This is a genomic window from Yoonia sp. 67-2, assembly GCF_035117555.1.
Lineage (GTDB): Bacteria > Pseudomonadota > Alphaproteobacteria > Rhodobacterales > Rhodobacteraceae > Yoonia.
This window is the reverse complement of the sequence record NZ_JAYKPK010000001.1, coordinates 191,723-202,973: the sequence shown is the minus strand read 5'-3', so window position 1 is coordinate 202,973 and position 11,251 is coordinate 191,723. Positions and strand designations below refer to the sequence as shown.

Here is an 11,251-nt window from a genome sequence, read left to right as displayed (position 1 = left end):
CCTGCGCAACGGCAAGGATCGGCCTTGCGCTGAACTGCGCCGGTGCCTAGTTTGACACCATGAATATGCCCCTGATCGACCCCTTCGCGCGCGCCATTTCCTATCTGCGGGTCTCGGTGACCGACCGCTGCGATTTCCGCTGCGTCTATTGCATGTCGGAAAACATGACCTTTCTGCCGAAAAAGGAATTGCTGACGCTGGAAGAACTGGACAGGCTCTGTTCCGCTTTCGTCCGGCTTGGCGTGAAAAAACTGCGCATCACCGGGGGTGAACCTTTGGTCCGGCGCGAGATCATGACGTTTTTCAACGCCATGGGCCGGCATCTGGACAGCGGCGCCTTGCAGGAACTGACGATCACCACCAATGGCAGTCAGCTGGAAAAATATGCCGCCGATCTTTATGCGGCGGGCGTGCGGCGGGTGAATGTCTCGCTTGATACGCTCGATGAGGCGAAATTCGCTCAGATCACCCGCTGGGGCCGCTTGCCGCAAGTGTTGCGCGGGATCGACGCAGCGCAGGCGGCAGGATTGCGGGTCAAGATCAATACGGTCGCGCTGCAAGGGTTTAATGAGGATGAATTATTCACCCTCACCGATTGGTGCGCCACCCGCGATATGGACATCACCTTTATCGAGGTGATGCCAATGGGCGATATCGGCAACGAAGACCGGATCGGCCAGTTCTGGTCGCTGAAAGACCTGCGCGCAAGGCTGGCAGACCGTAGCCCGCTGACCGATCTGCCTGATAACACTGGCGGCCCTGCGCGTTATGTCCGCGTCGCGGCGACCGGTCAGAAAATCGGCTTCATCACCCCGCTGTCGCATAATTTCTGCGAAAGCTGCAACCGTGTGCGGATCACCTGCACAGGTGAGATTTACACCTGTCTGGGGCAGGAAGGCCATTCCGACCTGCGCGCGCCCCTGCGCGCGTCAGAGGCCGATGCAGACCTTGAAACGGCCATTCGCGCCGCAATTGCCCGCAAACCCAAAGGCCATGATTTCGACTATTCCCGCCAAAGGATCGACGGCCAGGTCAGCCGCCATATGAGCCATACAGGGGGTTAAGGAGCGCTGCCCGCTGTCGTCGCCTGCGCCCTGATCAGCGGGCCAGACATACCGTGCAGGATCAGCGCACCATCCGGCGCGATCTCGAACCCGGTCACCTGTGCCAAAGCGTCGAGAAACCGCCGTTCCTGAGCCATTGCCACATCCGCGCAGGCCATCATTGTGGCACCGGGATGGGTGATGTTCAGGCCCTCACCGCTGACCTCGTAACCTGCGAACCAGTGATTGCAGCCCGTCGTACCCGCCACGCGGCCTGAAGCATCAAAGCTCAAGCTGATGCGGATATCTTCTGCCACGCTCTCGCCCACAATCTCGCTGACCACCCAAAGGCGATCTGTCAGCAGATCGCGACTATTACCGCCGCAGCCTGTGAAGGTGTCAGCACCCAGCGTCAGCGTGACTGTTTCAGGATAAGGCATGCCTGACATATCGTCGTGACAAACCCGATCCTCGCGCAACAGGCTGGCGCTGGTATCGGCGGTCACAAAGATCGCGCCATCGGGTTCGAAGCCGGCGTCGGTCACCGGAAAAGCCTTTTCATCCAGACCAGGACGCGCAATCGTCATAAGACCGTCATCGACGGTTACTGTCCAGAACGGCTCATTCCCGCGCGCGACATAGGCCGCAGTAACGGGCGGCAGGGCGACATGGCATTCCGGCAAGGCGACATCCGCGACAGAAATCTGCGCAACTTCCCCGCGGTTCCAGAAAAACGTGCCCGGATCGTCCATGGAATCATACCGCGCACCGGAGGCCGTGGCGACCGCCTGCAAAATGACCCGCGCTGGTCCGGTTTTCATCACCAGCGCATCATCGGCAAAACCAGTCTGCACGATCTGATCGCCGCAGCGAAAGGTCGCATTAAAACCAATCGGCTGATAGCGCTGCAAGACCAGATCGACCGGTTCATCGGCCACAAGAACAGGGTCCCCGAGCCAAACCAGATCAGCGCCAAGCGTGATGCCCGCACGCACCATCACATCATCCGGTGTCAGCAGATCGATGACAAATGGCACCGGGACCTGCTGACCATCGGTGGGCAGCCGGATTTCCGACAGCAGTTGACCCTCGATATCCGTCACCTCAACCAGCACCACCGCATCCTCGGGCAAGGCCATCCGGTCCAGATAGCGCACCTGCCCCGTGATACTGCGGATATCCTGCGCCAGTGCTGACAAGGGCAGGCAAACAAGGGCGGTCAACAAAGCAGGCAAGGGGCGCATCGGGTTCTCCAGTCAGAATTCAGCCACAATAACAGCTGACGCAGACCACCAAAAGCCGCATAACCCTTTGCAGGGGCCACGAAAATGTCAACTCACCCCGGCCCCGCTTCTTTTTTCCAAAAATACTCCCGCCGGAGGCCGGCCCGGAGGGCCGATCAGGCAGCAGGCATCCGTTGTTCGACAATGCCCGCCCACCACGAACAGCCCGCAGGGATCGCATCATCATTGAAATTATATTCCGGATGATGCACTGACGCGCCATCGCCATTGCCGACCAGAATATAGGCGCCGGGCCGTTCTTCGAGCATGAAGGCGAAATCCTCGCCGCCCATGATCAACGGTGCCTCGTCACAGGCCCCGGCGACAGAGCGTGCCACATCGGCGGCAAAGGCGGTCTGCTCGTCGTGATTGACCATGCAGGGATAGCCGCGGTGATAGGTCACCTCGGCCCGCGCGCCAAAGGCAGCGGCGGTGCCGTCGCAGATCGCTTTCAACCGCCGCTCTGCCAGATCGCGCATGTCTTTCGACATTGTGCGCACAGTGCCTTTCATATGCACCCGCTGTGCGATGACGTTGAAGGCTTTTGACGATGTCTCCACCGCAGTGACAGAAACAACGATCTGGTCGACCGGGTCGGCATTGCGGCTGGCGATGGATTGCAGCGCGGTGATCACATGGGCCGCGACCAAGGTGCTGTCGATTGTTTCCTGCGGCTTGGCGGCATGGCCGCCCTTGCCTTCGATCACGATATCGAACTGGTCGGTGGCGGCGAAAAACGCCCCCGGACGGATCGCGAAACTGCCCAAAGGGCGGCCCGGCCAATTATGCATGCCGTAGACTTCCTGGATATTCCAGCGGTCCATCATACCATCTGCGCACATCTCGCGGCCACCGCCGCCGCCTTCTTCAGCGGGTTGGAAGATCACCACGACAGAGCCATCGAAATTACGGGTCTCGGCCAGATATTTCGCCGCGCCGAGCAGCATGGCGGTATGACCGTCATGGCCGCAGGCATGCATCGCGCCGGGGGTTTTGGAGGCATAATCAAGCCCGGTCTGTTCATGGATCGGCAAAGCATCCATATCGGCGCGCAGACCGATGACCTTGCCCGCCGTATCGGTCTTGCCTTTGATCACGCCGACAACCCCGGTCCGGCCAATGCCGGTGACCACCTCGTCACAGCCGAAGTCACGCAGTTTCTCGGCGACCAAAGCCGATGTGCGGTGCGTGTCGAACAGGATTTCCGGGTTTTCATGCAGATCACGGCGCCATGCGGTGATTTCGGGCAGCAATTCGGCAAAGCGGTTCTTGACGGGCATCTTTCTCTCCTCGGGTGCCGCAGATCGATGGCATCGATCAACACGGCCAACATCATTGGGTTCAATGAGGTAACAATAGCCGCTTGTCCGTATTTGACCAGCCTCTGCCGTAGGCCGGGGTTCACCCCGGCACAGCACCCTCAATGGATCGTGTTCTTCGCGCGATTGACATAACCGACACAATCACTCAGATACCCGCGATCAAGCGCGAGTATCTGTCATGCCCAAGACCCCATCCCCCTGTATCAGCGTCTGCAAATTCCGCCGCGAAGGCCATTGCATCGGCTGTGCGATGACCAAGGCGCAGAAGGCGATGTTCAAATCGCTGAAAAAACCGGCCTATCAATCGGCCTTTGTCACTATGCTGATGGCGCAGCAAAAGATATTGGGGAAATATACCCATTGGCGGATCGCTTACGAAAAAAAATGCGCCAAGAAAGGCGCATCTTTTCCGGATGAATTGTAAAACGCTGCGGGTGTCCCGCAACGCTGTCGCCTGATCAGGCCAGATGCGCGCGCAGCATCCAGGCGAATTTCTCATGCGCCTGACCGCGTGCGATGCACAGGTCTTCGGTCAAGGTGTCGCCATGTTCAGCGGCCAGTTCACCGGCAGCGGCGATCGTGGCGGCCAGCGTTTCCTGCGCTTCCTGCAGGGTTTTGACCATGGTCTTGTCGTCGGCTTCACCTTCATGTTCAGCGACTTTTGACCGGGCGATCATCCCTGCCAGCGTGCCTTCGGCATGGGCGTCCAGCGCGCGGATCCGTTCGGCCAGATCGTCCTGACCGACAAAATGATCCTCATAGATCGTCTGGAACAGGGCGTGCAGCGACCCAAAGGCCATGCCTTTGACGTTCCAATGGAAATTCTGCGCCAGCATCGTGGTCACGGCGGTTTCGGCAACGCATTGGTTCAGCGCCTCGGCGATGGCGGCTTGGGCGTTCGGGCTCAAATCTGTGGCGGTCTGTGTCATGTGTGGTCTCCTTTGAGGTAACAGATATGAATGATGGCGCGAATTTCAACCAGCCTCGCCCGTGTCATGCGCGGCTTTGCAGATCAGGAAATGCAAGCGTGAAGCCTGTTCGCGCGACATCCGGCTGAGCAAGGCGAACCGGTAGCGCGCCTCATCCCCTTGGCGCACAGCGTCGAGCAGGTTTTCCAGCCACGCCTCGTCAAAGGATTTTTCGACCGCCGTCAGCTCATGAAACCGCAACCGCCGCCCCAAGGCCGCAGGCAAAGCCGCCAGCAGCGCCTGCATCGGATTGCCTGTCGTGACCCCTGTCAGCCGCGCCTTGCGCCCTGCGGCGCGCAGGCGTTGGTCAGGTTGCATATCAGGCAGGCGGCGGGCGGTGGCTTGGGACATCAATCAGGCTCCTATTCCCGACAAATATAGTCAGCCAAATCCGCAGAGGCAAGATAAACCCGCCAACGCGCTTGTGATTGGCGGTAACGGGCCTGTGACCTACCCTTGCGTCAGGTCGGCAAAGGGTCGGCCATTGCAAAACGGAGGCATTTGACATGAACCGCATGACCGCCAAGGATTTTGATCAGGATCTGCTGGAACTTTATGATTTCTACGCCCATGGCAAAATCACCAAACGCGAATTTCTGGACAAGGCCGGGCGTTTCGCCGTCGGTGGCATGACCGCCATGGCGCTGTTGCAGATGCTGAGCCCCAATTACGCGCTGGCCGAACAGGTCAGTTTCAATGACCCTGATATTCTGCCCGAATATATCATGTATCCTTCGCCCAATGGCCATGGCGAGGTGCGCGGCTATCTGGTCAAACCCGCCGAGGCGACCGGCCCGCTGCCCGCTGTGCTGGTGATCCATGAAAACCGCGGGCTGAACCCCTATATCGAGGATGTGGCCCGCCGTCTGGCCAAGGCCGGTTTCATGGCGCTGGCCCCGGACGGGCTGACATCGGTCGGCGGCTATCCGGGCAATGATGCCGAAGGGCGCGATCTGCAAAGTTCTGTTGACCCGGAATTGCTGATGAATGACTTCTTTGCCGGGTTCGAACATCTGATGACCCGCGACGACAGCACCAGCGCTGTGGGCGCTGTCGGGTTCTGCTATGGCGGCGGTGTGGTCAATGCGCTGGCGGTGGCCTACCCCGAAATGCGCGCCGGTGTGCCGTTTTACGGGATGCAGGCCACCGCCGATGACGTGCCCCAGATAGAGGCACCATTGCTGCTGCAATATGCTGCCCTTGATGAACGGGTGAACGCCGGCTGGCCCGCCTATGAAGAGGCCCTGATCGCCAATGACAAAGTGTATGAGGCGCATATCTACCCCGACACCAACCACGGTTTCCACAATGACAGCACCCCGCGCTATGACGAGGTGGCGGCAGAGCTGGCATGGACGCGCACGGTGGACTGGTTCAACACGCATTTGAGCTGAAACAAAAAAGGCCCGCCGTGATGGCGGGCCTTTATCTTTTTGTTGCTCAGATCACTCGATCTTAGGCAGCAATTCATCCAGCGACTTTTTCGCATCACCATAGAACATCCGCGTGTTTTCTTTATAGAACAGCGGATTTTCGATCCCGGAATAGCCAGTGCCCTGGCCACGTTTGGACACAAACACCTGTTTCGCTTTCCAGCATTCCAGCACCGGCATCCCGGCGATGGGGCTGTTGGGATCGTCCTGTGACGCCGGGTTCACGATGTCATTGGACCCAATCACGATCGCGACGTCCGTCGTGGGGAAATCGTCGTTGATTTCATCCATTTCCATCACGATGTCATAGGGCACTTTGGCCTCGGCCAGCAGCACGTTCATATGGCCGGGCAGACGCCCTGCGACGGGGTGAATGGCAAAGCGCACATTCTTACCTTTGGCGCGCAATTTGCGGGTCAGTTCGGCGACCGCCGATTGCGCCTGCGCCACCGCCATGCCGTAGCCGGGGATGATGATGATGCTATCCGCCTCGTTCAGCGCTGTCGCGACACCGTCGCTGTCGATGGCGATCTGTTCGCCCTCGACCGCCATCTGTTCACCCGCAGGCCCACCAAAGCCGCCAAGGATGACGCTGACGAAACTGCGGTTCATCGCCTTGCACATGATATAGGACAGGATCGCACCGGAGGAGCCGACCAAGGCACCGACCACGATCAGCAGATCATTGCCAAGGCTGAAGCCAATCGCCGCTGCCGCCCAGCCGGAATAGGAGTTCAGCATCGACACGACGACCGGCATATCCGCGCCGCCGATGCCCATGATCAGGTGATAGCCGATGAACAAAGCCGCCAGCGTCATGATGAACAGCGGGAAGAAACCACCGGTGTTGAAATACCAGATCAGCGACAGGACAGAGATCGCCGCCGCCGAAGCGTTCAGCAAATGCCCGCCGGGCAGTTTAGCGGCTGCGGTATTCACCCGGCCTGCCAGCTTGCCATAGGCAATGACCGAGCCGGTGAATGTGATCGCGCCGATAAAGATGCCCAAAAACAGCTCAACCCTCAGGATGTTGATCTCGACGGGTGTTTTATAGGCCAGAAGTGCTGCAAAGCCTTCCAGTCCGGCACGGGCCTCTGCATCCATCGCAGCGACACGGCCCAGTTCGAAATGCGCGATAAAGCCGACCAGCACCGCCGCCAGACCAACAAGGCTGTGCATCGCCGCCACCAGTTCTGGCATCTGCGTCATCTGCACTTTTGTCGCGAGTTGATAGCCGATCACACCGCCACCGGCGATCAGGATCAGTGACAGCAGCCACAGCCCGGCACCGGGGCCAAAGAGTGTCGCTGCCACCGCCAGCGCCATGCCCGCGATGCCGTACCAGACCGCGCGTTTGGCACTTTCCTGACCCGACAGACCGCCGAGAGACAGGATAAAGAGAACTGCCGCGACCACATAAGCCGCTGTTGTAAAACCATATTCCATTGCTCTTTACCCCTTTACGACTTCTGGAACATGGCGAGCATGCGCCGTGTCACAAGAAAACCGCCGAAAATATTGATGCCGGTCATGAAAACCGCCAATGCGGCAAGCAAGATCACCAGAAACGACCCCGACCCGATCTGCGTCAGCGCGCCCAGAATGATGATCGATGAGATCGCATTGGTCACCGCCATCAGCGGCGTATGCAGGCTATGCGCGACACCCCAGATGACCTGGAAGCCCACGAAAACCGCCAGAACAAAGACGATGAAATGCTGCATGAAGCTGGCAGGTGCCACCAGACCAACGCCGAGCAGCAGGACCGCGCCGATTGCCAGCAGACCAACCTGATTGCGGGTCTGTGTCTTGAAGGCGGCTGTTTCTTTTGCGCGCTTTTCGTCGGCGGTCAGTTCCTTTGGCTTTTCCTTTTTCGGTGCCGCCGCAATCGCCGCGATCTTGGGTTTTGGCGGCGGGAAAGTCACCTCTCCCTTATGCGTCGCCGTCGCACCCCGGATCACATCATCATCCATGTTATGGACAGGCTGGCCGTCCTTGCCCGGTGTCAGATCGGTGACCATATGGCGGATGTTGGTGGCATATAGGGTCGAGGCCTGCGCCGCCATCCGGCTCGGGAAATCCGTATAGCCGATGATGGTCACGCCATTCTCGGTGACGATTTTCTCGTCCTTCACGGTCAGTTTGCAATTGCCGCCACGTTCGGCGGCAAGGTCCACGATCACCGATCCGGGCTTCATCGCCTTGACCATATCCTCGGTCCAAAGCTCTGGCGCATCGCGTCCGGGGATCAGCGCGGTGGTGATCACGATATCCATATCTGGCGCGATCTCGCGGAATTTCGCCAATTGCGCGGCGGCGAATTCGGGGCTGGACACGGCGGCATAGCCGCCTGTCTTGGCACCGTCCTGCTGTTCTTCCTTGAAGTCCAGAAAGACGAATTGCGCGCCCATGGATTCGACCTGTTCGGCGACCTCTGGCCGCACATCGAACGCATAGGTGATCGCGCCAAGGCTGGTCGATGTCCCGATTGCGGCAAGCCCTGCGACACCGGCACCCACAACCAGCACCTTGGCTGGTGGCACCTTGCCTGCGGCGGTGATCTGCCCGGTGAAGAAGCGGCCAAAATTATTACCCGCCTCAATCACCGCGCGGTAACCCGCGATATTGGCCATGGATGAAAGCGCGTCCATTTTCTGCGCCCGGCTGATGCGCGGCACCATATCCATGGCGATGACGGTCGCACCCTTGGCATTGGCGGCTTCCATCAGATCCTTGTTCTGGGCCGGATAAAAGAAGGAAATCAGCGTCTGGCCTTCGCGCAGGCGCTTGACCTCGACATCTTCGGGGGGGCGGACCTTGGCCACGATATCGGCGACCTTGTAAAGTGCGGCAGCGGTTGCCACGACTTCGACGCCGGCGTCTTTGTAGGTCTGATCCGAAAAGCCGGCAGCAAGGCCGGCCCCGGTCTCAATCACGCAATCATAGCCCAGTTTTTGCAGGTCTTTGGCAGAAGCAGGTGTCATCGCCACCCGGTTTTCGCCCGCAAATATCTCTTTTGGTGTGCCGATTTTCACGGACCATCCCCCATATTTGTGTCAGCAGTCGGAATGACTTACCGCGCGTAAGATTATTTCACAAGGCGGGGGTGTAAAGTCCTTTCCTGTCGTGGGTTCGCGGACACAAGCGGGATCGATATTCTCCCGCAGGCTTTGTTGCGGGGCACACACCGCTTTTGGCTTGTCGCCGCCTGTTCGACCAGTAGCATGACGCCAACAGGGGGAGGCGATCATGGAACATGCAGGCAAACACGCTTTGGTCACCGGCGGCGGCACGGGGATCGGGCACGGCATTGCGCTGGCTCTGGCCGATGCGGGGGCCGAGGTGACGATCACCGGGCGCAATGCCGCGCGGCTCGATGCGCTGGCCGCCAGCCATCCGCGCCTGCATGCGTTGGTGATGGATGTGGATGATGAAGCCTCCGTGCGGGGCGGTATCGCTGCGGCGGCGCAAGCGCGCGGGCCGTTGCAGATCTGCGTGGCCAATGCGGGCATCGCCGAAGGCGGGCCATTTGCGAAAACCTCGCTTGCCGCATGGCGCAAGACCATGGCGACCAATCTTGACGGCGTGTTCCTGACCTTGCAGGCGGCGCTGGCCACCCTGCCCGCTGATCTGCCGGCACGGATGATCGTCGTCAGCTCCATCGCGGGGCTGCGCGGGCTGAAGAATGCGATTCCCTATACGGTCAGCAAACATGGCGTGATCGGCCTGATCCGGGGTCTGTCCGAGGAATATATGCGCACAAACATCACCTTTAACGCGCTCTGCCCCGGTTATGTCGATACCGCAATTGTGCAAAACCAATTGCCCGGCCTGATGCAGCGCTTTGGCGTGGATCAGGCCGGTGCGATTGATCTCATTGCCAAGGGCAACCGTCACCGCCGTTTGCTGGAGGTGGATGAAACCACCGCCGCCGCGATGTGGCTGTGTTCGGACGCCGCGCGCAGCGTGAACGGCCAGACGATCCAGATTTCAGGAGGACAGATATGATCACAGATTTCGCCCAGACCAAAGCCATGTTCCACTTGCCCGCAGAGATGATCTATCTCGACGGCAATTCGTTGGGCCCCCTGCCCAAGGCCACTGCCGCGCGCGTCAATGATTGCGTCACCCGCGAATGGGGTGAGATGGTGATCACCGGTTGGAACCGCGCCGGTTGGATGGCGCAGCCTGTCAGCTATGCCGACCGGATCGGGCGGTTGATCGGCGCGGAACAGGGCCATTGCGTGCTGGGCGATACGCTGTCGGTGAAGGTCTATCAGGCGCTGGCCGCCGCCCTTGATCTGGTCCCTGACCGCAAGGTGATCCTGACCGACAGCGGCAATTTTCCCTCGGATATCTATATGGCCGAAGGGCTGATCAAATCGCTGGATCGCGGTTATGAACTGCGCGTGGTCGCGCCAGAGGATGTTGCCAATCATATCAACGACGAACTAACCGTGCTGATGCTGACCCAGGTCGACTACCGCACCGGGCGTCTGCACGACATGCCGGCGCTGACGAAAGCCGCGCATGATGCCGGTGCGCTGGCGATCTGGGATCTGGCGCATTCGGCAGGGGCCATGGCCGTTGATGTCGCCACTGGCGGCGCTGATTTCGCGGTCGGCTGCACCTATAAATACCTTAACGGCGGGCCGGGCGCGCCGGCTTTTATCTATGTCGCCCCGCGCCATATCGAAAACTGCCAGCCCGCATTGTCCGGTTGGCTGGGCCATGCCGCCCCTTTCGCCTTTGAACCCGGCTATCGCCCCGGCACGGGGATTGAGCGGATGCGCGTCGGCACACCGCCGGTGCTGCAACTTGCAGCCCTTGATGCCGCGCTCGATATCTGGGACCAAGTCGATCTGGACCAGATCCGCGCCACCTCCATCGCGCTGACCGAACAATTCATCACGGGGGTGGAGGCCGCCTGCCCCATGCTGACCCTCGCTAGCCCGCGTTATCCAGACCAGCGCGGCTCACAGGTTTCGTTCCGATTTGCGCAAGGCTATGGCGCGATGCAGGCCTGTATCGCACAGGGCGTGGTCGGTGATTTCCGCGCGCCGGATATAATGCGCTTTGGATTCACACCGCTGTTTATCGATGCGGATGACGTGACCAAGGCAGTCGCGATCATCGCAAGGGTGATGAATAACAGGCTCTGGGATGCACCAGCCTTCCAGCAAAAGGCCACAGTGACGTAAA

Annotated in this window: 11 protein-coding genes; 5 read left to right on the top strand and 6 right to left on the bottom strand. The window is 59.8% G+C overall.

Annotation, left to right across the window (positions count from 1 at the left end):
• Window positions 1-59: 59 nt before the first annotated feature.
• Window positions 60-1,064, top strand: coding sequence for a GTP 3',8-cyclase MoaA (gene moaA, locus VOY09_RS01010; protein WP_322892746.1), 1,005 nt, complete (start codon window positions 60-62; stop codon window positions 1,062-1,064).
• Here moaA and VOY09_RS01005 read toward each other — a convergent pair.
• Entirely contained in the window at window positions 1,061-2,287 is a 1,227-nt protein-coding gene (locus VOY09_RS01005; RefSeq protein WP_322892747.1) for an META domain-containing protein, read from the bottom strand. The genes moaA and VOY09_RS01005 overlap by 4 nt on opposite strands.
• 155 nt (window positions 2,288-2,442) lie before the next feature.
• A complete protein-coding gene (locus VOY09_RS01000) occupies window positions 2,443-3,606 on the bottom strand; it encodes a M20 aminoacylase family protein (protein ID WP_322892748.1) in 1,164 nt (387 codons plus the stop codon).
• A gap of 220 nt (window positions 3,607-3,826) precedes the next feature.
• On the opposite strand from VOY09_RS01000, the gene VOY09_RS00995 reads away from it, so the two are divergent.
• The gene (locus VOY09_RS00995; RefSeq protein ID WP_322892749.1) at window positions 3,827-4,072 is read left to right on the top strand and encodes a DUF1289 domain-containing protein; all 246 of its coding nucleotides are present in this window, start codon (window positions 3,827-3,829) and stop codon (window positions 4,070-4,072) included.
• 34 nt (window positions 4,073-4,106) lie between these two features.
• Here the strand turns inward: VOY09_RS00995 and VOY09_RS00990 are convergent, their stop codons facing one another.
• Window positions 4,107-4,577: a DNA starvation/stationary phase protection protein gene (locus tag VOY09_RS00990; RefSeq protein ID WP_322892750.1), complete on the bottom strand. Its 471-nt coding sequence runs from the start codon at window positions 4,575-4,577 to the stop codon at window positions 4,107-4,109.
• 45 nt (window positions 4,578-4,622) lie between these two features.
• Window positions 4,623-4,967 carry a hypothetical protein gene (locus tag VOY09_RS00985; RefSeq protein ID WP_322892751.1) on the bottom strand — a complete coding sequence of 115 codons (345 nt, stop codon included), beginning with the start codon at window positions 4,965-4,967 and terminating at the stop codon, window positions 4,623-4,625.
• Between the two features lie 155 nt (window positions 4,968-5,122).
• Here VOY09_RS00985 and yghX point away from each other — a divergent pair, with 155 nt between their 5' ends.
• Window positions 5,123-6,010: a YghX family hydrolase gene (yghX, locus tag VOY09_RS00980; protein WP_322892752.1), complete on the top strand. Its 888-nt coding sequence runs from the start codon at window positions 5,123-5,125 to the stop codon at window positions 6,008-6,010.
• Window positions 6,011-6,061: 51 nt separating this feature from the next.
• Here the strand turns inward: yghX and VOY09_RS00975 are convergent, their stop codons facing one another.
• Both VOY09_RS00975 and VOY09_RS00970 read right to left on the bottom strand, forming a co-directional pair.
• Window positions 6,062-7,495, bottom strand: coding sequence for an NAD(P)(+) transhydrogenase (Re/Si-specific) subunit beta (locus tag VOY09_RS00975; protein WP_322892753.1), 1,434 nt, complete (start codon window positions 7,493-7,495; stop codon window positions 6,062-6,064).
• A gap of 14 nt (window positions 7,496-7,509) precedes the next feature.
• Entirely contained in the window at window positions 7,510-9,084 is a 1,575-nt protein-coding gene (locus VOY09_RS00970) for a Re/Si-specific NAD(P)(+) transhydrogenase subunit alpha (protein WP_322892754.1), read from the bottom strand.
• A gap of 214 nt (window positions 9,085-9,298) precedes the next feature.
• Between VOY09_RS00970 and VOY09_RS00965 the strand changes: the two genes are divergently transcribed.
• Window positions 9,299-10,057 (top strand): SDR family oxidoreductase, encoded by a 759-nt coding sequence (locus VOY09_RS00965; protein ID WP_322892755.1) that lies wholly within the window; start codon window positions 9,299-9,301, stop codon window positions 10,055-10,057.
• On the top strand, window positions 10,057-11,250 hold the full coding sequence (gene kynU, locus VOY09_RS00960) for a kynureninase (RefSeq protein WP_322892957.1): 1,194 nt from the start codon (window positions 10,057-10,059) through the stop codon (window positions 11,248-11,250). Before VOY09_RS00965 ends, kynU begins: the two co-directional genes overlap by 1 nt.
• Window position 11,251: the final 1 nt, after the last annotated feature.

Bases quoted from the DNA above. Each gene is read 5' to 3' on its own strand.
- VOY09_RS00990 (WP_322892750.1), bottom strand. From the start codon at position 4,577: ATGACACAGACCGCCACAGATTTGAGCCCGAACGCCCAAGCCGCCATC.
- VOY09_RS00965 (WP_322892755.1), top strand. From the start codon at position 9,299: ATGGAACATGCAGGCAAACACGCTTTGGTCACCGGCGGCGGCACGGGG.
- VOY09_RS01005 (WP_322892747.1), bottom strand. From the start codon at position 2,287: ATGCGCCCCTTGCCTGCTTTGTTGACCGCCCTTGTTTGCCTGCCCTTG.
- moaA (WP_322892746.1), top strand. From the start codon at position 60: ATGAATATGCCCCTGATCGACCCCTTCGCGCGCGCCATTTCCTATCTG.
- yghX (WP_322892752.1), top strand. From the start codon at position 5,123: ATGAACCGCATGACCGCCAAGGATTTTGATCAGGATCTGCTGGAACTT.
- VOY09_RS00985 (WP_322892751.1), bottom strand. From the start codon at position 4,967: ATGTCCCAAGCCACCGCCCGCCGCCTGCCTGATATGCAACCTGACCAA.
- VOY09_RS01000 (WP_322892748.1), bottom strand. From the start codon at position 3,606: ATGCCCGTCAAGAACCGCTTTGCCGAATTGCTGCCCGAAATCACCGCA.
- VOY09_RS00995 (WP_322892749.1), top strand. From the start codon at position 3,827: ATGCCCAAGACCCCATCCCCCTGTATCAGCGTCTGCAAATTCCGCCGC.
- VOY09_RS00975 (WP_322892753.1), bottom strand. From the start codon at position 7,495: ATGGAATATGGTTTTACAACAGCGGCTTATGTGGTCGCGGCAGTTCTC.